Annotated in this window: 15 protein-coding genes and 2 pseudogenes; 12 read left to right on the top strand and 5 right to left on the bottom strand. The window is 69.6% G+C overall.

Annotation, left to right across the window (positions count from 1 at the left end):
• Positions 1-30 precede the first annotated feature (30 nt).
• A pseudogene (locus AC0QSG_RS09795) lies at positions 31-1879 on the bottom strand (glycoside hydrolase family 15 protein).
• A gap of 175 nt (positions 1880-2054) precedes the next feature.
• On the opposite strand from AC0QSG_RS09795, the gene AC0QSG_RS09800 reads away from it, so the two are divergent.
• The 6 genes from AC0QSG_RS09800 (at position 2055) to AC0QSG_RS09825 (ending at position 8489) form a co-directional block, all read left to right on the top strand.
• Positions 2055-2840: a DeoR/GlpR family DNA-binding transcription regulator gene (locus tag AC0QSG_RS09800; RefSeq protein ID WP_435728391.1), complete on the top strand. Its 786-nt coding sequence runs from the start codon at positions 2055-2057 to the stop codon at positions 2838-2840.
• Positions 2837-3802, top strand: a complete 966-nt coding sequence (locus tag AC0QSG_RS09805; protein ID WP_475375248.1) for a 1-phosphofructokinase family hexose kinase — start codon at positions 2837-2839, stop codon at positions 3800-3802. Before AC0QSG_RS09800 ends, AC0QSG_RS09805 begins: the two co-directional genes overlap by 4 nt.
• An 8-nt stretch (positions 3803-3810) precedes the next feature.
• Positions 3811-5820, top strand: a complete 2010-nt coding sequence (locus tag AC0QSG_RS09810; protein WP_475375249.1) for a PTS fructose transporter subunit IIABC — start codon at positions 3811-3813, stop codon at positions 5818-5820.
• Positions 5817-7505: a putative PEP-binding protein gene (locus tag AC0QSG_RS09815; protein ID WP_475375250.1), complete on the top strand. Its 1689-nt coding sequence runs from the start codon at positions 5817-5819 to the stop codon at positions 7503-7505. Before AC0QSG_RS09810 ends, AC0QSG_RS09815 begins: the two co-directional genes overlap by 4 nt.
• Positions 7506-7564: 59 nt before the next feature.
• Positions 7565-7849, top strand: a complete 285-nt coding sequence (locus AC0QSG_RS09820) for an HPr family phosphocarrier protein (RefSeq protein WP_435728397.1) — start codon at positions 7565-7567, stop codon at positions 7847-7849.
• A gap of 73 nt (positions 7850-7922) precedes the next feature.
• Entirely contained in the window at positions 7923-8489 is a 567-nt protein-coding gene (locus AC0QSG_RS09825; RefSeq protein WP_475375251.1) for a rhodanese-like domain-containing protein, read from the top strand.
• An 82-nt stretch (positions 8490-8571) separates the two neighbouring features.
• On the opposite strand, the gene AC0QSG_RS09830 is transcribed toward AC0QSG_RS09825, so the two are convergent.
• Positions 8572-12192: a proline dehydrogenase family protein gene (locus AC0QSG_RS09830; RefSeq protein WP_475375252.1), complete on the bottom strand. Its 3621-nt coding sequence runs from the start codon at positions 12190-12192 to the stop codon at positions 8572-8574.
• A 172-nt stretch (positions 12193-12364) separates the two neighbouring features.
• Here AC0QSG_RS09830 and AC0QSG_RS09835 point away from each other — a divergent pair, with 172 nt between their 5' ends.
• The 6 genes from AC0QSG_RS09835 (at position 12365) to AC0QSG_RS09860 (ending at position 17621) form a co-directional block, all read left to right on the top strand.
• The gene (locus AC0QSG_RS09835; RefSeq protein ID WP_475375253.1) at positions 12365-13357 is read left to right on the top strand and encodes a LysR family transcriptional regulator; all 993 of its coding nucleotides are present in this window, start codon (positions 12365-12367) and stop codon (positions 13355-13357) included.
• Positions 13358-13475: 118 nt separating this feature from the next.
• Entirely contained in the window at positions 13476-14999 is a 1524-nt protein-coding gene (gene putP / locus AC0QSG_RS09840) for a sodium/proline symporter PutP (protein WP_475375254.1), read from the top strand.
• Positions 15000-15195: 196 nt separating this feature from the next.
• The gene (locus tag AC0QSG_RS09845; RefSeq protein WP_435728406.1) at positions 15196-15423 is read left to right on the top strand and encodes a hypothetical protein; all 228 of its coding nucleotides are present in this window, start codon (positions 15196-15198) and stop codon (positions 15421-15423) included.
• 59 nt (positions 15424-15482) lie between these two features.
• Complete coding sequence (locus AC0QSG_RS09850) at positions 15483-15614, top strand: hypothetical protein (RefSeq protein ID WP_475375255.1); 132 nt, start codon at positions 15483-15485, stop codon at positions 15612-15614.
• A 200-nt stretch (positions 15615-15814) separates the two neighbouring features.
• Positions 15815-16075, top strand: coding sequence for a GlsB/YeaQ/YmgE family stress response membrane protein (locus AC0QSG_RS09855; protein ID WP_435728410.1), 261 nt, complete (start codon positions 15815-15817; stop codon positions 16073-16075).
• A gap of 112 nt (positions 16076-16187) precedes the next feature.
• Positions 16188-17621 (top strand): DUF1731 domain-containing protein, encoded by a 1434-nt coding sequence (locus AC0QSG_RS09860; protein ID WP_475375256.1) that lies wholly within the window; start codon positions 16188-16190, stop codon positions 17619-17621.
• A 71-nt stretch (positions 17622-17692) separates the two neighbouring features.
• Here the strand turns inward: AC0QSG_RS09860 and AC0QSG_RS09865 are convergent, their stop codons facing one another.
• The 3 genes and pseudogenes from AC0QSG_RS09865 to AC0QSG_RS09875 form a co-directional block, all read right to left on the bottom strand.
• Positions 17693-18454: an HNH endonuclease gene (locus AC0QSG_RS09865; protein ID WP_475375257.1), complete on the bottom strand. Its 762-nt coding sequence runs from the start codon at positions 18452-18454 to the stop codon at positions 17693-17695.
• An 80-nt stretch (positions 18455-18534) separates the two neighbouring features.
• Positions 18535-18834: pseudogene (locus AC0QSG_RS09870) on the bottom strand (recombinase family protein); the annotation flags it as partial.
• Positions 18835-19589: 755 nt separating this feature from the next.
• Positions 19590-20828 (bottom strand): alpha-D-ribose 1-methylphosphonate 5-triphosphate diphosphatase, encoded by a 1239-nt coding sequence (locus AC0QSG_RS09875; protein ID WP_019481141.1) that lies wholly within the window; start codon positions 20826-20828, stop codon positions 19590-19592.
• Positions 20829-20893: the final 65 nt, after the last annotated feature.

A 20893-nucleotide genomic window follows, 5' to 3' on the forward strand; every position in this document is an offset into this window, starting at 1 on the left:
AGGCAGTGTCCACTTCGGGGGGTGGGGATGTCAGACGGCCGGCTGCCCGTGCCCGTTGACGGCGTCCGCGGCCCGGATCAGCGCCAGGTGGGAGAACGCCTGCGGGAAGTTCCCGGCCATGCGGAGGTTCTCCGTGTCGTACTCTTCGGCCATGAGCCCCAGCCCGTTGGCGTAGCCGACCAGCCGGTCCATCAGGGTTCGCGCGTCGTCGATCCTGCCGGAGCGGGCGTACTGCTCCACCAGCCAGAAGGAGCACGCCAGGAACGGATGCTCCCCCGGCGGGAGCCCGTCCAGCCCGGTCTGGGTCCGGTAGCGGTGGATGAGGCCGGTCGGATCGACCAGGTCGCGCTCCAGCCGCTCCACGGTACCTAGCATCTCCGGCGAGTCGTAGGCGACGAACCCGACCTGCGGCAGCACCAGCAGGGAGGCATCCACCTCGGTGTTGGCGTAGGTCTGGGTAAAGGTGTTCTCCGCGGCGTCGAAACCCCGGGACATGATCTCCCCGCGCAGGTCGTCGCGGTGCTTCTCCCAGAGATCCGCGTCGCCGTCGAGCCCGTGTTCGCGCACGGCACGCGCGCCGCGGTCGAACGCAGCCCACATCATGACGCGGGAGTGCGTGAAGACCTGCGGATCCCCGCGCATCTCCCAGATCCCGTGGTCCTCGCGGTCGCGGTGCCGCTCCACGTAGCTCAGCAGCGCCTTCTGGCCAGGAGAAATGGTCCTCGGTGCCGCCCATGTTGCGCAGCTTCTCGAGCGCGACCAGCACTTCGCCGACCACGTCGCCCTGGTACTGGTCGACGGCGCCGTTGCCCACGCGCACGGGCCGCGAGTCCGCGTAGCCGGGCAGGTGGTCAAGGTTCCGCTCGGGCAGGCGCCGCTCGCCGCCGAGTCCGTACATGATCTGCAGGTCGGTCGAGTCCCCGGCCACGGCGCGCAGCAGCCAGTTGCGCCACTGGAGCGCCTCCTTCCCGTAGCCGTGCGTCATCATGGCCTCCAGCGTCAGGGCCGCGTCGCGCAGCCAGCAGAAGCGGTAGTCCCAGTTCCGCTCGCCGCCGAACGCCTCCGGCAACGACGTCGTCGGGGCGGCGACGATTCCCCCCGTCGCCTCGTGCGTCAGCGCGCGCAGCACCAGCAGCGAGCGCCGGACGATCGCGTCGTACGCCCCCTGCTTCGGGATGTCCCGCGCCCAATCGCGCCAGTACGTCGTCGTGTGCTGCAGGCTCTGTCCGACGTCGATGCGCTTCGGCGCGGTGCGGTGGGAAGGAAACCAGCACAGTTCGAAGTCGACGACCTCGCCGGCGGAGACCACGAACTCGCCGGAGTGCTTGTGGCCGGCGGCGCTAGGCAGCCGGTCCCCGTGCAGGACGATCGCGTTCGGTCCGGCGATGGCGACGATGGATTGGGTGGCGGTGATGCCGTCCCCGTCCCGGCGCACCCAGGGCACGACTTCGCCGTAATCGAAGCGGATGGTCAACTCCTGGTGCATCGTGACGCTCCCTGCGAGTCCTTCGATGCGGCGCGCGATCGAGGCGCGGCGATCTCCCACGGGCATGAAGTCGGTGACGAGCACCTCACCGCCCGGGGTTCTCCAGAGCGTGCGCAGGACGAACGTCGAGTCGACGTAGGAGCGGTCGACGACGATCGGAACGCCCGCGCCTTCCGCCCCGACGTCCGTGCCCTGCCTCGGCGCGCACTCGTCGGGCGCGCCGACCGGCGCGATCCGCCAGCGGCCGTGGTTCGAGTCGCCCAGCAGCGACGCGAAAACGGAGGGCGAGTCGAAGCGGGGGAAGCAGAGCCAGTCCACGCTCCCCGTGCTCGACACCAGGGCGCCGGTTCGCAGGTCGGACAGGAGCGCGTAGTCCTCGATGGGGGAAGCCATCCCTCCACCCAATCCGACAAGCCGAACCGACGCAAGACGGCACCACGCCGACGATGCCCGTTTATTTGGTTTTATGTGGATTTATGTTGACATGTGACCGAGTCCGCCACTAAAGTCGTTCCAACGCAGGTACGCATGTGACGCCTATCACCCAGACCCCACGGAGGCCCCGCAGATGTTCGCCGAGGAACGCCACCGCCTGATCGGCGGACTGGTCGCCACCCAGGGGCAGGTGACAGTCGCCGAGCTGTCCGGCCAGTTCGACATCACCCGGGAGACCGTGCGCCGCGACCTCGCCCACCTGGAGAAGTCGGGCGCGCTGCGGAGGGTCCACGGCGGGGCCGTGTCCACCGCCAAGGCCAGCACCGCCGAGGAAAGCCTGTCCGTCCGCACCGACCGGAACCTCGACGACAAGCGCCGCATCGCCGTGCGGGCGCTGGAGCTCATCCCCGCCGGAAACGCGTCCGTCGTGCTCGACGCCGGCACCACCACCGAACTCCTCGCGGCCCAGATGGTGGAGACGCTCGCACCGCACCGGGCCGCCGAGCTGCTCGTGGTCACCCACGCCGTTCCGATCGCCTACCGCATCTCCGCGGCCTCCGACTTCGCGCTCGAGATCCTCGGGGGCAGGGTCCGCGGCCTCACCAGCGCGGCGCTGGGCAGCCGCACCATCGACCAACTCGGCGATCTGCGTCCGGACATCGCGTTCATCGGGGCCAACGGCGTCCACGCGGACTTCGGCCTGAGCACGCCCGACCCGATGGAGGCCGCCGTGAAGACGGCGATCGTGCGCTCGGCCCGACGGGTGGTCGTGCTCGCCGACGCCAGCAAGCTCGACGTCGAGACGCTGGTCCGCTTCGCCGCGTTCGATGACGTCGACACCCTCGTCACCACCGGAACGCCGAGCCGCGCCCTGGCCTCCGCCCTGGAACAAGCAGACATCGAGGTGGTATCCGCATGATCGTTACCCTGACCGCCAACCCCAGCATCGACCGCACGGTCGAACTGGCCGGCGAACTGACCCGGGGCGGTGTCCAACGCGCGGCCTCCGCCACCGCGCAGGCGGCCGGCAAGGGCGTCAACGTCTCCCGCGGCCTCGCCGCCGCAGGGGTTCCCACCCTGGCCGTGCTTCCCGGCGACGCCACGGACCCCGTGGTCCAGGGCCTGCTGGAGGCCGGGCTGGCCCACCGGGCGCTGCCCATCGGCCAGGCCCTGCGCTGCAACATCACGCTCGCCGAACCGGACGGGACCACAACGAAGGTGAACGAGCCGGGACCCGTGCTGTCAGCCGGCCACCTGCGCCTGCTGGCGGACTCGGTCATCGCGGAGGCCGTCGGCGCGGCCTGGGTGGTCCTCGCCGGTTCGCTGCCCCCGGGCGTCCCCGCCGACTTCTACGCATCGCTGACGCTCCAGCTCCGCCGGGAGCTCGGCGCCGGCGCGCCGCTCGTCGCCGTCGACACCTCGGGCGACCCGCTGCGGGCGCTCTTCGCGGCAGGGCCGGACAGCGCGCCGGACCTCGTCAAGCCCAACGCCGAGGAGCTCGCCGAACTGACCGGCACGGGCTCCGAGGAGGACTTCGAATCCGATCCGGCCCGCGCCGCGGAGGCCGCCCGCGACCTCCTGAACCGCGGAACGGGAGCCGTACTCGCCACGCTGGGCTCCAAGGGAGCCGTACTCGTCACGGCGGACGGGGCGTGGCACGCCACGCATCCGCCCGTTGCCGCGCGCAGCACCGTCGGCGCCGGGGATTCGTCCCTCGCCGGCTACCTGCTCGCCCACAGCCGCGGGGCCTCGGCCCCCGACTGCCTCCGCCAGGCGGTGGCCCACGGCTCCGCCGCGGTGTCGCTGCCCGGCACCACCATTCCGTCCCCCCGCCAGACGACGCCGGATGCCGTCGCCGTCGCCGCCCTCCAAACCCTCTAGGAAAAGCCATGTCCCGACTTATCACCGAAGAACTGGTCCTGCTGGACGCGAACCTCGGTTCGACCAGCACCGATGTGATCCACCGCCTCACGGAACTGGTCGTGGGAGCCGGGCGCGCCAGCGGCTTCGAGGGCCTCTACGCCGACGCCGTGGCCCGCGAGCAGAAGACCGCCACCGGCGTCCCCGGCGGCATCGCGATCCCGCACTGCCGTTCCACCGCCGTGCTGGAACCCACGTTCGCGATGGCCCGGCTGGATCCGAAGGTGAACTTCGGCGCGAAGGACGGCGACGCGGACATCGTCTTCTTCATCGCGGCGCCGGAGGGGGCCGACAAGGAACACCTGAAGCTGCTCTCCAAGCTCGCCCGCTCGCTGGTCAAGAAGGACTTCACCGCGGCCCTGCGCGCCGCCACGACGCCGGCGGAGATCGTCGCCCTGGTCGAGAACGCCGTCAGCCCGGCCCCCGCCGCCGCCACGCCGGTCCCCGATGCAACCACCACGGACACCGGCACGACGCCGGAGCGTCCAGTCCTCGTCGCCGTCACCGCCTGCCCCACCGGCATAGCCCACACCTACATGGCGGCCGACTCGCTGGTCGCCGCGGCGGCCGACGCCGGCGTCGACCTGCACGTGGAGACGCAGGGATCCTCCGGCGCGACGCCGCTGGACCCGGCCATCATCGCCGCTGCCGGCGCCGTCATCTTCGCGGTCGACGTCGACGTCCGCGGCAAGGAGCGCTTCGTCGGCAAGCCCGTGGTCCAGTCCCCGGTCAAGCGCGGAATCGACGAGCCCGCCGAGATGGTCGCCGAGGCCCTGGCCGCGGCCAAGGACCCGAACGCCCGCCGCGTCGCCGGCTACGGCGCGGGCGGCGACTCCGAGTTCGCCGGCGACGGCGGCAAGGAAGGGTTCGGCGCCGTGCTCAAGCGCGCGCTGCTCACCGGCGTGAGCTACATGATCCCGTTCGTCGCCGGTGGCGGCCTGCTGATCGCCCTGGGCTTCCTCCTGGGCGGCTACGACATCACCGACGTCGCCGACACCGTGGTCCTCGAGAACAACTTCGGAAACCTGCCCGAAGGCGGACTGGCCGCCTACCTCGGCGCGGTCGCCTTCAAGATCGGCGCCCTGTCCATGGGCTTCCTGGTCCCGGTCCTCGCCGGCTACATCGCCTTCGCCATCGCGGACCGCCCCGGGCTGGCCCCCGGGTTCACCGCCGGCGCGGTCGCCGGATTCATGGGAGCCGGCTTCCTCGGCGGCATCGTCGGCGGCCTGCTTGCCGGCGTCGTGGCCCATTGGATGGGCTCCTGGAAGGTTCCGCGCGCGCTACGCGGCCTGATGCCCGTGGTGATCATCCCACTGCTCGGCTCCATCCTGGCCTCCGGTGCCATGTTCCTGTTCCTCGGCGGCCCCATCGCCTCGCTGACCACCGGGCTGAACAACTGGCTCACGGGCATGACCGGAACCGCCGCCATCCTGCTCGGCGTCATCCTGGGCCTGATGATGGCGTTCGACCTCGGCGGACCCGTGAACAAGGTCGCCTACTCCTTCGCCGTCGCCGGACTCGGCACGGGCTCCATCGCCAACCAGGCCCCGTGGGAGATCATGGCCGCGGTCATGGCCGCCGGCATGGTGCCGCCGTTGGCGATGGCCTTGGCCACCGCCCTGGACCACCGCCGCTTCTCCCTGGCCGAGCGCGAGAACGGCAAGGCGGCCTGGCTGCTCGGAGCCGCGTTCATCTCCGAGGGCGCCATCCCGTTCGCCGCGGCCGACCCGCTGCGCGTCATTCCGGCCAGCATGCTCGGCGCCAGCGTCACCGGCGCCATGGTGATGGCCACCGGCGTCACCTCGCAGGCACCGCACGGAGGCATCTTCGTCTTCTTCGCCATCGGCAACATCGCGATGTTCCTGATCTCCGTCGCCGTCGGCGTCATCGTCTCGGCGCTCGCCGTCATCGCCCTGAAGCGCTACGCCCGCAAGTCCCACGCCGTCGAGGCGGCCGGCGAAAAGAAGGTGGCGGCATGAGCGAGACGTTCGAAGGCGTCGGCGTCAGCGCCGGGCGCGTCATCGGCCCGGTCCGCCGGATGCCGGACCCCATCACGGCTCCGGCCGACGGTGCCCCGCTCCCCGAGGGCGTCACCGCCGAGGCGGAAACCGAGCGGCTGACCGAGGCCACGCGCGCCGTCGCCGCGGCCCTGAAGGAGCGCGCGGCCGCCGCCACCGGGGACGCCGCGGCCGTGCTGAAGGCCACCGCCCTGATGGCCTCCGACCGGACGCTGCTGAAGTCGGCGACCAGGCTGGTCGCCTCGGGCACCACCGCCGAGTCCGCCATCTGGGAGGCCGCGGACGCCGTCGCCACCCAGCTGGGCGCCCTCGGCGGCTACATGGCCGAACGCGCCACGGACGTCCTGGACGTCCGCGCCCGGATCGTCGCGCAACTGCGCGGTGTCCCGGCGCCGGGCATTCCCGATGCCGACGAACCGTTCGTGCTCTGCGCCATCGACCTGGCTCCCGCGGACACCGCCACCCTCGACCCGGCGCGCGTGCTGGCGCTGGTCACGAGCGACGGCGGACCGCAGTCGCACACCGCGATCATCGCCCGTTCGCTGGGGCTCCCGGCGATCGTCGCCGCCCGCGAGACCGTGGCGCTGGCCGACGGCGACTCCGTGTTCGTCGACGGGATCGGCGGCACCGTGGTGCGCGGTCCCGGACCGGAGGAGGCTGCCCTCGCCGAGGCCTACGCGTCCCGGGTCGAGTTGCCCGCTTTCAACGGCACCGGCGGGCTCTCCGACGGGCACCTCGTCCCGCTTCTCTCCAACGTCGGCAGCGGAGCCGACGCCGTCGTGGCCGCCGCGGCGGGAGCCGAGGGCGTGGGCCTGCTGCGGACCGAGTTCTGCTTCCTGGGCCGGGACACCGAGCCCGCCCACGACGAACAGGTTACGGCCTACCGCGCCGTGTTCGACGCCTTCGGGGGATCCAAGGTGGTTGTCCGGACGCTGGACGCCGGCGCCGACAAGCCGCTGCCGTTCCTCACCGACGACTCGGAGCCGAACCCCGCCCTCGGGGTCCGCGGCTACCGGACCGACGCGGCCGTCCCGGGCGTCCTGGCCCGCCAGCTGTCCGCGATCGCCGAGGCCGCCGAGGGCTCGGACGCCGACGTGTGGACGATGGCGCCGATGATCTCCACCCCGGCCGAGGCGGCCGCGTTCGCGGCGATGTGCGCCGAGGCGGGGCTGAAGACGCCGGGCGTGATGGTGGAGGTCCCCTCCGCCGCCGTCATGGCGCGGCAGCTGACCGCGGAGGTGGAGTTCGCATCCATCGGCACGAACGACCTCACGCAGTACACGATGGCCGCGGACCGCCAGCTCGGCGCCCTCGCCGAGCTGAACGACCCGTGGCAGCCCGCCGTCCTGCACCTGATCAAGGCGACCTGCGACGGCGGCGCCTCCGCGGCGGGCGGCGCCAAGCCGGTGGGCGTGTGCGGCGAGGCCGCGGCTGACCCGGCCCTCGCCGTCGTTCTCGTGGGGCTCGGGGTGTCGACGCTGTCGATGAACCAACGCGCCCTATCCGCCGTCGCCGCCATCCTCAAGACCGTGGACCTTGCCGGGGCGCAGCGGATCGCTAGGCTGGCGTTGGCCGCCGCTTCGGCGGACGAGGCGCGGATCGCCGTCCGCACCGAATTGCCCGAGCTCGACGTCTTCGGACTCTGAGCGGCGCGAAACCACCCATCCGTCCACCGAACCGAACACCCGACCCAAGGAGAAACACCATGGCAGAACGCACCGCCACCATCGCCAGCCGCGTCGGCCTGCACGCGCGGCCCGCCGCCATCTTCGCGGAGGCCGCCGCCGAGCAGCCCGTCGAGGTCACCATCGCCCTGGAGGGCGAGCCGGTGGACGACGCGCTGGACGCGTCGAGCATCCTCTCGCTGATGGGGCTGGGCGCCGAGCACGGCACCAAGGTCGTGCTCCGGACCGAGGACGACGGCGCCGACGCGGAGGCCGCCCTCGACGCGCTCGTCACGATCCTCGAGACGGACCACGACGCCGAGTAGCAGGCGCCGCGGAGATCTCGCGGCATGACGCCGCCCTTTGCGGAGGGCGGCGTCATGCGTGGATGATCGAAGGATGACCACTTCGACCATCGCCCCCGCTGTCCTCGCCGAATGGCGCTCCCTGCACCCCGACGTGCGGGTGCTCGATGTGCGTTCGGCGGCCGAACACGAGTCCCTGCGCATCGCGTCGTCGATCAACATCCCCTTGCCGATCATCGGCGCCCATGCGAAGGAGCTCGCCGCGTCGCTGCAGGGGAACCGCGTGGTCCTCGCCTGCCAGACCGGCGCCCGCGCCGAGCAGGCGAGCAAGGCCCTGGCGGCGGTCGGCCTCGAGTCCACCGTGCTCGACGGCGGCGTTCCCGGCTTCGCGGAACACGGCGGCGAGGTCGTGCGCGGCAAACAGGTCTGGGCCATGGACCGCCAGGTGCGGCTGACCGCCGGTTCGCTCGTGTTGGCCGGCCTGCTCGGCGGCAAGTTCGTTTCCCCCAACCTGCGCCTGCTGGCCGGCGGGGTGGCCGGCGCCCTCGCGGCCACGGCGCTCGCGAACATCTGCCCCATGGCCGACGTCCTGGGACGCATGCCCTGGAACCGCTCCGCGACCGAGCCGACGCTCGACTCCGTCCGCGCCGAGCTGTCATAGAAGAAGCGCCCGGCGATGGTATCGCCGGGCGCTTCTTCGTTGTCGGAACCGGGTTGTTGCCGGTCCTGGGTCGTTGCCGGTACTAGATCAACGTGTCGCTGAGGTGGTTCGGCGTGCCGAACCGGTGCGCGGTGATGGACACGGCCTGCTCGTGCAGGAACGTCAGCAGCTCCACGCGCCCCGCGGAGACGACGTCGTTCGCGTACAGGGCGACGTCCGGCTTGCCGCCGGTCGCCTCGGCGGTCGCCGCGGCCGGCGCGCCAATCAGGCGGATCCGCGCGGCGGAGTCCGGTCCGGTGCGCTCGGCGAGGCGCGCGGCCCGCGCCGCCCACTCGGCCGTGTCCTCCACGGCCACCACGACGCCGGCCGTCCGCAACGCCCCGGCAACGGATTCGGGCAGTTCGACGCCGGTGCTCACGGTGATCCGCGCCCCGGCACGGCCCGGGCCGGCGGCGGGGGCGTCGTCCCAGGCGCGCAGCCCCGCCGCGGCCACCCGAACCAGCTCGGCGACGCCGCGGCCGGACGTTCCGGCCTCGTAGCGCACGGTGACCGGCACGGGGCGGTAGCGGAAGATGTTGCGCTCCGCCTGCAGGCCGGACACGTCCTTGGCCACGCCGAATTCGGACCTCCACGCGGCGGCGTCGGAGGCCAGCGCCCCGGCGAGCCAATCGGCGTCGTTCGTGTCCAGGCCGGCGGACCCCCCGACGGTCGCCGAACGGACGGCGTCGAGCAGTCGTGCGGGCGCTCCCGAGGGAACGGTCGCCGGTGCGGGCGATGCCTCCGCCGGCGCGTCCTTCCACGAGCCGAGGCCCACGAGGTAGTTGGGCCCGCCGGCCTTGGTGCCGGCGCCGACGGCCGACTTCTTCCAGCCGCCGAACGGCTGCCGGCGCACGATCGCGCCGGTGATGCCGCGGTTGACGTAGAGGTTGCCCGCCTGGATGTTCTCCAGCCAGTAGCCGAGCTCGTCGGGGTCCAGCGAGTGCAGCCCGCTGGTCAGGCCGTAGTCGACCTCGTTCACCATCTCCACGGCCTCCTCGAGGGTCGCCGCCGTCATGACGCCCAGGATCGGGCCGAAGTACTCCGTCAGGTGGTACTCGGATCCGCGGCGGACGCCGTAGCGCAGGCCGGGGCTCCAGAGCTTGCCGGTCCCGTCGAGCCGGCGCGGTTGGAGCTCCCACTTCTCGCCCTCGCCGAGCTCGGTGAGCCCGCGGAGCAGCTTCCCGCCGGCCGGTTCGATGATCGGGCCCATCTGCGTCTGCGGATCCACCGGGTAGCCGACCTTCAGGGACCGCACGGCGTCGACGAGCTGGTGGTGGAAGCGGCGCGACGTGGCGACGGATCCGACCAGCACCACCAGCGAGGCGGCGGAGCACTTCTGGCCGGCGTGCCCGAACGCGGACTGCGCGACGTCCCGCGCGGCGAGGTCCAGGTCCGCGGACGGGGTGACGATGAGGGCGTTCTTTCCGGAGGTCTCCGCAAGCAGCGGCAGGTCCTGGCGGAAGGAGCGGAACAGCTGCGCGGTCTCGTAGCCGCCGGTCAGGATCAGCCGGTCGACGGCGGGGTGGGACACCAGCGCCGTGCCGAGGTCGCGCTCGGAGAGCTGCACGTACTGCAGGATCTCGCGGCCGACGCCCGCCTCGTCCAGGGCCTCCCAGATGGCCTCGACCATGACGGCGCCGCTGCGGCGCGCCTGGGCGGCGGGCTTGATGACGACGCCGGAGCCGGCCGCCAGCGCGGACAGCGCGGACCCGGCGGGGATCGCCACGGGGAAGTTCCACGGCGGGGTGACCACAGTCAGCTTCGAGGGCACGAAGCGGGCGCCGTCGACCTGGTCCAGCTTCTTGGCCAGCTCGGCGTAGTAGTGCGCGAAGTCGATGGCCTCGGAGACCTCGGGGTCGCCCTGGTCCAGGGTCTTGCCGCACTCGGACGCCATGACCTCCAACAGGTCGGCCCGGTGGGCCTCCAGGCGGACCCCGGCGCGGTGCAGCACCTCGGCGCGCCGGGCACCGGAGAGCGCGCCCCACGCGTCGGCCGCACCCGTGGCGGCGGCGACGACGCCTTCCAGCTCGTCCGTGGTGGTCAGGGTGTGCGCCGCGACGGTGGCGTTTCCGAGCTCGGAGTCCGGCACGCGCTCCAGGATCCGGCGTCCCCACGCGCGGTTCGCCGGCAGGTCCGGGTCGGTGTCCGGGGTGTTGTCGAACGTCGCGACCGGGTTGCCGTAGCCCGCGGGCACCCCGGCGTCCTCCTGCTCGGCCGCGCGGGCGAGGACCGCCGCGGTGGCGGCATCGGCGTCGTACGTGTTGCGGTCCTGGATGCGGTGCGGGGCCGGGACCTCGTCGCCCAACTCGGCCAACGAGGCGAGGAAACGGTTCTTCTCGCGCTCGAAGAGCGCCTCGTTGCCCTCGAGCTCGAACACCGCGGACATGAAGTTCTCCTGGCTGGCCCCCTCCTCGAGGCGGCGGATCAGGTAGGCGATGGCGACGTCGAACTCGGCGGGGTGGACCACCGGCGTGTAGAGCAGCAGCGAACCGACGTCGCGCTTGACGGCCTCCGCCTGGCCCGTGGCCATGCCCAGCAGCATCTCGAACTCGACGTCGGCGGACACTCCGCGCCCCTCGGCGAGGAGGTGCGCCAGCGCGACGTCGAAGAGGTTGTGGCCGGCGACGCCGAGGCGGACGTTGCGGATCCGCTCGGGGTGAAGCGAGTAGTCCAGCACGGCCTTGTAGGAGGTGTCCGATTCCTGCTTGCTGTTCCACGTGGCAAGCGGCCAGCCGTGGACGTCGGCGTCCATGGTCTCCATGGGCAGGTTGGCGCCCTTGACCAGACGGACCTTGACCGGCGCGCCGCCTTCGGCCGTGCGCTTCGCCGCCCATTCCTGCAGTCGGATCATGGCGGACAGCGCGTCCGGGAGGTAGGCCTGCAGCACGATTCCGCCTTCGAGGCCGCGGAACTCCTCGCGGTCCAACAGCTCCATGAACACCGCGAGCGTCAGGTCCAGGTCCTTGTACTCCTCCATGTCCAGGTTGATGAACTTCCGGGGCGAGGAATCGCGGGCCAGCCGGTAAAGGGGAGCGAGATTCTCGATGATGTGGCCGACGGCCTCGTCGAAGGCCCAGTGGTTGTGCGGGGCGACCGTGGAGGAGACCTTGATGGACACGTAGTCGATGTCGTCGCGCTCCAGCAGGCGGCGCGTTCCCTCCAGGCGCCGGGCGGCCTCGCCCTCGCCGAGGATGGCCTCGCCGAGCAGGTTCACGTTCAGGTTCACCCCGTCCTTCCGGACGGCGGCGATGGACTTCCCAAGCTTGGAGTCGGTCGCGTCGACGATCAGGTGCCCGACCATCTCGCGCAGCACGCGGCGGGCGATCGGCACGACGACGCCCGGGAGAACCGGTGCCATGGCGCCGCCCAGAGCCACGGCGGACTTCATGTACCAGGGCAGGAACGAGGGGACCTTCGGCGCGATCGCCTTCAGGTTGCGGGCGGCGACCGAGAGGTCCTCCGGACGGACGACGCCGTCCACGAACCCGACCGTGAAGTCCAGCCCGTTGGGGTCCTTCAGGACGCCGGCGAGCTGTTCGCCCGAGGCGTCGACCGGGACCTTCGCGCCCTCGGCGAGCCAATGGCGGACCAGCGCGACGGCGTCGTCGGCGACGTCCTGCGGTCGGATGGATGCGGTGGCCGGGGTGGTGGGGGGGGTCGTCACTGGCTGGGTGCTCCTTCGGGATGGGGGCGCTGGCCCCGCACGCCGATGGTGGCGCGCGCTAGGGCCCTTTGGACACAAGTATCCGGCCGACGTAGGTTAAGCAAAAGCGATCTTTTCCGAACGGTATTGTTCGGTGAAACCGAATGATTGCCCGACCCCCCGGGAGCCCCGCATGCTCGACGTCAGGCGCCTGCGACTCCTGCGCGAACTCAGCATCCGCGGCACGGTCGCCGAGGTCGCCGCCGCATTGAACTACAGCCCCTCCTCGGTGTCCCAACAGCTCTCCCTGTTGGAGAAGGAGTCCGGGGTGGAGCTGCTCCGCAAGAGCGGGCGCCGGCTGCAGTTGACTCCCCAGGCCCAGGTCCTCGTGGCCCACACCTCGGAACTCCTGGAATCGCTCGAGCGCGCCGAATCCGCGCTCGCCGCGACGGCGCAGACCGTCGGCGGGACCGTGCGTCTGGCCGTGTTCCAGACGGCCGCCCTGGCGCTGGTGCCCAACGCCTTGCGCGCGCTGCGGGAATCGCACGGCGCGGTGCGGGTGGAGATGGTCCAACACGAACCGGAGACCGCGCTGCACGAGACCTGGGCACGCGATTTCGACCTCGTGGTGGCCGAGCAGTACCCGGGGCATTCGGTGCCCCACTACACGGAACTCGATCGCGAGCCACTCATCCACGACGAGATCCGGTTGGCGCTGCCCGGCCCGCCGCAGGGCGGCCGGCAAGACGACGGCGACTCGACCGCCCGGTCGCACGCCGGCCCGGGGATTCCGGCCGAGTTCCAGCGGGTCGGGTCCCTGGCCCAGGCGGCGCGCCTGCCTTGGGTCATGGAGCCGCACGGCGCCGCTTCCCGCCACTGGGCCGAGCAGGCCTGCCGGTCGGCGGGATTCGAGCCGGATGTCCGCTACGAGACGGCTGACCTCCAGGCACATGTCCGGCTCGTGGAGTCCGGCAACGCCGTCGCCTTATTGCCGGACCTGGTCTGGTCCGAGCGCGAGGCGGCCGTGCGACTCGTCGACCTTCCCGGCCTGCCGCAGCGTACGGTGTTCACGGCGATGCGCAGGTCCAGCGCCGCGCATCCCGCGATCGCCGCGGTCCGGCGGGCCTTGCTCAAGGAAGCGGTCGGGCTGGCCTCCTCCTCGGCTAAAATGATCACGGAAAGATAACGTCACGGTGACTGCCGTCACACGCTTCGACCGGTGAGTGCAACACTGGAGGCAGCCGGGCGCCCCGACGCCACCGACGCCGCAGGTTCACACCGTGAGTCCCTCAACCCAAGGAAAAATGACTGACCAGACTTTCCAGCTATTCGCCATCGGCGTTTACCTGGCCGCCATGCTGGCCATCGGCTATTTCGCCTTCAAGCGCACCAGCGACCTCGATGACTACATGCTTGCCGGACGCAAACTCAAGCCCGGCGTCGCCGCCCTGTCCGCCGGCGCTTCGGACATGTCGGGATGGCTTCTGATGGGGCTCCCCGGCGCCATCTACGTCAGCGGACTCATCGAGGCCTGGATCGCGATCGGTCTGACCATCGGCGCATGGCTCAACTGGAAGTTCGTTGCCCCGCGGTTGCGTTCCTACACGGAGGTCTCGCAGAACGCGATCACCGTTCCGAGCTTCTTCGAGAAGCGGCTGAAGGACAAGTCGCACGTCCTGCGAATCACCGCCTCCGTGGTGGTCCTCATCTTCTTCACCTTCTACGTGTCCTCCGGCATGGTCGCCGCAGGCAAGTTCTTCGAGGGTTCCTTCGGCTGGAGCTACCTCGCGGGCATGCTGACCGTCACCATCGTGACGCTGGTCTACACGCTGTTCGGCGGCTTCCTCGGAGCGACCTTGACCGACGTCGCCCAGGGACTGCTGATGTTCGCGGCCCTGATCGCCGTGCCCATCGTCGCGGTGTTCCAGACCGGCGGGATCGGCGCCACAGTGGAACGCATCCAGCAGATCAACCCCGAGGCACTGAACCTCTTCGCGGGCTTCGGCGAGGGCAACTCCCTGCTGTGGGCGCTGGGCATCTTCTCCACCGCCGCATGGGGCCTGGGCTACTTCGGGCAGCCCCACATCATCGTCCGGTTCATGGCCCTGCGCACCCCGCAGGACGCGAAGGCCGGGCGCCGCATCGGCATCGGCTGGATGGTTCTGACCTCCATCGGCGCCGTCACCACCGCGTTGATCGGCATCGCGTACTTCGCCTCCGATCCCGCCCTGTCACTGGATGATCCGGAAACGGTGTTCCTGTTGCTGTCGCAGATCCTGTTCCACCCGTTCGTGGCCGGTCTGGTCCTGGCGGCCGTGCTGGCGGCCATCATGTCCACTATCTCCTCGCAGTTGATCGTCTGCTCCTCCGCCCTGGTCGAGGACCTCTACAACATCGTCGGCCGCGAGTCGACGCCCAAGAAGCAGGTGATGCTCGGGCGCCTCGGCGTGCTGGTCATCGCCGTGGTCGCATCGCTCATGGCGTTGAACAAGGACACCACCATCCTCGAGTTGGTCGCGTTCGCGTGGGCCGGATTCGGCGCCGCTTTCGGCCCGTTGATCCTGTTGAGCCTGTACTGGCGCAAGCTGACGTCGATGGGCGCGTTGGCCGGCATGGTCACAGGCACGGTGACGGTGTTCGTCTGGGGCAACATCCCCGCGCTGGCCGGCTCCATGTACGAGATCGTTCCGGGCTTCATCCTGAGCACCATCGCCGCCGTCGCGGTCTCCAAGGCGACGTACCGCAGAAACGAAACGATCGAAGCGGAGTTCTCCCTGATGGAGGGCCACGTCGGCGGCGAGGAACTGGCCACCGCTCCACGCGGCTAGTCTTCACCCAAGGCGCGACGGCGTCCCGGCCCACCGGCCGGGGCGCCGTTTCCGCGCGGTGCCATGAGCGCGGTGGCGCACAACACACTGGCTCAAGACGGAAATCACCCATGTCTAACCGCGCGGAAACCGTGCGGTAACAACGTGGCGCGAGAGTTGGGGCATCAGCATCCGCACCATCCGCGAGGAACACACCATGAGCGTTTCGGTCAGCCACATCCAGGATCTTCGGACGCTTGGCCCCGGGGACACCGTCGAGGCGCGCCGCTTCAACGATGTCCACTACCGCGGCCGCGTGGAGGCCACCGCTCCCGCCCACGGCGTCGTCTGGGTACGCGACGACGCCACCGGATGCCGGGTCATGCTCCACGGCGACGTCTACCGCGTCTTTGTGCTCCACCTGGCATTCGGCATGACCGCGTAGCGGCGTAGACTCGCCGCCGCTCCGGCGCAATCAGCTGGCCCCATGCCGCCAGGCAACTGATGGACCACATGCCCCCGCATCCGCTGGCCGATTACACGGATGAGGTGACCGCGGATCGCGAGCTTCAGGACGCCGGGGGCGAGCCCTGGCGGGACACGGATGACGGCGAATTCCCGGAGCCGCAGGCATAACCCACGTCTGCCGCCCGACGGCTCGGCATCGGTTCGGGAAAGTCCCGGTGAACACACCAAAATATGTGGTTGATTTGCGACGTTACGGATACCCTGAGCCCACCTTTTGGTAACGTTTCGAGAGTCACACCGGTGGCCACCGTCGCCGGCGCACCAACAAACCGTTCCGGACGGGACGGCCATATAGGGAGGAAAATCGCATGAATTTCCTGGCATTTCTGCTTCTCGGCCTCATCGCGGGCGCCATCGCCAAACTGATCCTGCCCGGCAAGCAAGGCGGCGGCTGGATCGCAACACTGATTCTCGGCGTGATTGGCGCCTTGATTGGCGGTTGGATCGGTAGCCTCTTCGGCAGCGGGACCGCAGGCTTCTTCGATCTCATCTCGTGGTTCTGGGCCATCATTGGCGCACTTCTGGTCCTCATCATTTGGGGCTTCATCACCAAGAGGCGCGCCGCCTAACAAGCGTGCGACCGGACGGCGAACCTACCGTCCACCCGCTGCCGCTGGCGACCGTTCCCCCCGGGACGGTCGCCAGCGGTTTTTTACTACGTCCACGACTAGGGTGGAGGGCATGTCCTGGTCCCGCACCCAAGCACACTTCCTCGCCCTCTCGCCGCAGACACTATGGACTGTGGTGGGTGACCCCACCATGTTGCCGCGCTGGAACCGCGCCGTCCGGTCGCTCACGCCGCGCGCATCCCTCGCGGTGGGGACGGGCCTGGATTACGTTCCGAATCCGCGCGCGCTGGGCGCCATCCATGCCCGCACCGCACCTCCCGCCGTCGTGACCCATCTCGACCCTGAACGGTTGATCGCCTGGCGGCAGGACCAGCCCGGAGGCGGACTCGCGATTCGCTGGGAGCTGGAGCCGGTTGACGGCGGGACTCGACTCACCCAGACGGTATCGATCAACGGGCACGGTTCGGCCGTGTTCGCGGAAACCACCGCCAAACCCCTGGCTTCCGGATTCGCCGCGAACTGCGCACATCTTTATCGGCTGGCCGGCGGAACCCGCACACGCGACCTCAAGATCGTCATCGCGGGCGGCTCCGGCTTCCTTGGAAGCCGCTTGGCAGCTGATCTGCTCTGCCGCGGACACGACGTTGTTCTGCTCAGCCGCCATCCGGATCCCAAATCGCCGTTCCGGCAAGCGTGGTGGGACGGCCGGGATGTAGGTGCGTGGACCAAGGAACTCGGGCGGGCAAAGGGACTGGGACACCACGATAGCGAGGACTCGCATGACGGGCCGGTCGCCGTCGTCAATCTCGCCGGAAAACTGGTCGACGCGCCTCCTACCGCGGCCAACATCGCTGCGTTGCGCAGCTCGCGTGTCAACGCCACCCGTGTCTTGGCCCAAGCCAGTGCGGCGCTCGAGCGTCCGGTGACCCGTTGGGTGCAGGGCAGCACAACCGCAATCTTCGGAGACGCCGGTGAAGGCAGGATGCATGAAGGCTCCCCGTTGCCTGTCGGACCTGCCGCGCTGGAGCAGATGACAGGCGTCGCCCGACCCTGGGAGGCTGCCGCCGAGAGGGCGCATGCAGACCACACGACGGTCCTGCGCACGTCGATCGTGTTGGAACAGGAGTGTCCCGCCTACGACCGGCTGGCCATGCTTGCGCGCGCCGGCCTCGGCGGCACCGTGGGCGACGGACAACAGTGGTTCAGCTGGATCCACCTGGAGGATTGGTTGGCCGTTGTCCGCGCCGCGCTTGGCCTGGAACCCGGCGTCGAACTGCCCGAGGGAGTGGTGATTGCCGCGGCGCCGGAACCTGTTCGGAATGCCGAACTCATGGAACTGCTGCGCGCGCGCCTCGCACCCGGCCCGTTGAAGCGACTTGCGCTGCCCACCCCGGCTCCCCTGCTGAAGGTCGGCGCCCTCGCATTGCGGACGGACGCCGCACTGGGACTTACGGGACGGCACGCGACATCGAAGGTTTTGGAATCCGCCGGATTCCGCTTCCGTCACCCCAGTTTGGGGCCGGCACTGGACGAGATCATTGCCTGAAACGCACACTTGGCATACGCCATGTTGAGGCCGGTATCGACGCCCTCGAGACGGTGAATCCGTCCGGAGCATCATGCGGTTTTGCGTGGTTTGAGGTGTTGGAGGAGTCGTGTTCTGCGGTGTTGGCCGCGGTATTCGATGAGTTCCCCTGCGGGCTGCCGGGGTGCCGGTGTGCCCGGGAGGGCCGGTGCTGTGGAGGTGTAGGTGTGGCCGGTGGGCGTGGTGGTTTGGACGGTGTGCCGTGCGCCGGGGACGGGGATCACGGACCAGCCGGGGGCTTCTTTGGCGTAGTTGCATTCTTCGCAGAGCGCTTGGGAGTTCTCCAGGGTGGTGGGTCCGCCGGCGGCGGCGGGGACGATGTGGTCGTGGTGGCGGAAGGGGGCGTCGCACCAGGGGTTGGAGCAGTCCTGGTCGCGGGCGGCGACCATGCGGCGCATCCCGGCGGGGAAGATCCGCGCCCGGGAGTCCATCGCCTGCAGCTCCCCCGTGGTGGGGTGGGTGTAGAGCCGGCGCAGCCACACCATAGACCCCGGCGGCGGGGCGGGTTGGATGTCGTTCGGCGGAGACCAGGTGACGGTCCCCTGCTCGGGATCCGGTTCTCGGGCCGGTCCGGGATCGGGTGGGCGGTGGAACGCCGTTCCCGGCCGGGCCGCCGTGCCACCGGTCTCGGGGATGGCGCCTCCGGCGGCATCGGCGGCGTCGGGGTCGTCCGTGTCTGGCGTTTTCTTGGGGTGGAGGCGGATGAGGTCGCGGGCGTGTTGGGCGGGGATGGTTCCGTAGCCGTTCAGGTGCGCCGGTTCGGCGTCGGCCTGGAACAGGGCCCGGTCGGTCATGACGAGTTGGGGTCCGGGGAAGAATCGCCCGGAAATTCACGCTAAGGGCGCTCCGGCTCGGGCGGTGAAATTATATGGATCTAAGCGGCGGGCTCGCCAGCGCGTTTGATGGCACGGTAGACGGTGGACCGGGCTACGCCGAAAAGTTCGGCAATTTCAACAGTCGTGTGCGTTCCCGCCCGGTGAACGGAAACCAGGTGTGCTTCCTGGGCTTTGGAGAGTTTGGGTTGTTTTCCGCGTAGCCGGCCCTTTGCCTTGGCGACGGCCATCCCCTCACGAGTGCGGGCCCGAATCAGGTCTGCCTCGAATTCGGCAACCATGGCCAGGACATTGAAGAGGAGTTTGCCCACGGGATCGGTGGGGTCATGGACGGAGCCGCCGCTAAGCGAACAGAAGGGAAGGAGCTTTTAGGACGTTCTCAGTCGAGCCCCTTGATCAGTGTGCCGTCCCCATGGGCCACCCTGAAGGACGGGGGCATCCCGCTGGTTCCTGGCGCACCGATGGCAGCAGACGCCGTCATGGCCTGCCACTCGCGCCGTTCGGGGCGTGTAGGTGTTGGGGCACGGCCAGCGGTGAGCGTGCCCTGTCCGCGCCGACCCCGAACTCCTGGTCCTGGCGCCCGGCTCGCAACGAATGCAACCGGTCAATGGGTCGGGAAAAGCTGATGCCGGAGCTCCTGTTGCTTGCAAACGCCCGACTAATGCGACTCTTCAGTCGGCCACAGCCACGTCGGTACGTGGTCCCCGATTTCCACCCCGTGCCACAGGCAGCCGGGGTCGACGACGGTCGGGCCGACCCGCGCACTGGTGAGGTCGAGAATGCAGGTGCAGATCGTCGAACGAACAGGATTCATCCGCCGAAGCTATCAAAGTTGCAAGATCGACTTAGAGCGTTACGAACTGTAATCGACCATCGAGCGGGGGTTCGGCGAGGGCCCGGAGAGGATCCAAGTCATTCTTTGATTCTCCAGGCCTGGGGCGCTCGGCTCACGATCTGGTCGATCCCCTCCAAGTGGTGTTTGCGCTCGGGCACGATCACCGGTGTGAGCGGCCCGTCACGGTTCCGCGACGCCTGGATCTCCACCAAACCGATCTCGGTCAACACGGTCTCGAGCTAAGCCACACGTCGGACGTGTTCACACTTCAGCAGCAGTGGCGGCTCTCATCGTGATCGCCGAGGGCCACGTCTTGCTGAAATCGACGAGTACCAGGTCGGCGACCGTTCCCTCTGTGAGGGTGCCGCGGTCGTCGAGACCGACGCACGCGGCCGGTCCCGAGGTGACGAGACGCACGGCTTCTGGGAGTGTCGCGATTCTCTGGCTCACCAGCCGCACCACACTCGGCAGCAGCGACGTTGGAATGTAGTCGCTCGCGAGCCCATCCACCAGGCCAGCAGATACAAGCTCAGCCGCAGAAACATTTCCCGTGTGGGACCTACCCCGAACGACGTTCGGCGCTCCAGCGATGACGAGCATTCCCTGGTCTCGGGCGGCGCGCGCCGCTTCTAACGTCGTCGGGAACTCTGCCACCGAACATCCGAGCGCGGCCGCCGCTTCGACGTCGTCCCGCGTCGCCAAGTCATGACCGAAGAGCCGGATCAGGCCCTTCCGGGCAAGGCTTTCCAGCCATGCAAGCACGCGATCCCGCACGCCCTGTCGTTTCTCGCGGCTGCTGCGCCACCATTCGACGTGGTCGGCGGCGTCATCCTGCGACATTCCCTCGTTCAGCACGAGCCAGCGCTGCATCGTCATCGGATCTGCGAATTGCCCCTGTCCGGGCGTGTGGTCTTCATATGACACGACCGGCACACCTGCGCCCCGGCCCTCAGGCGCCGGGCTTCCGGAGCGGTCAGCAGGACGGGATAAGAGCTCGGCTCGCGGCTCAAGTTCCTTCTCGAGCAGTTCGCGGCCGTATTCGCAGCGTACGTCGAGCCGATGCAGGACCTGGTGGTCGACTTGCCTGTCGTCCGTGCAAGCGAGGGCTTCCGAAAGCTCGGACGCGGCAGGAGAGTCAATGGCGGTCCCTACAATCGATCGCTCCTGGAACGCCAGCCCGTGGAGGACCGTGGTGGTCCCCGCAGCTCGAAGGCGCGCACCAGCCGATGCAATGGCAAGACTCGGATCGAGGACGACTCCCGGCCGGGGCCTCATCTCGCGCGACAACATGTCGCTGTGGACGTCGATGAGGCCCGGCAGCAGGTATGCCCCGCGCACATCGAGGTCACAGGAGGCCCCGGGAGGATGCGGCCCGACGTGCGCAATCCGGCCACCACGCACGACTAGCCTGGCGTCCTCGATGACCACGTCCGGCAGCACGGCGGAGGCATGGCCGATCACCAGATCGCTCACTGCGCCGTCCGGGGTAAAGGGTGTCATGGCTGATCAGCCTGACATTTGCTTCTTGCCTGGATGTGTACGCCGCCTTAACTGCTGTGGGTTAA

It is taken from the genome of Arthrobacter sp. LT660, assembly GCF_056172845.1.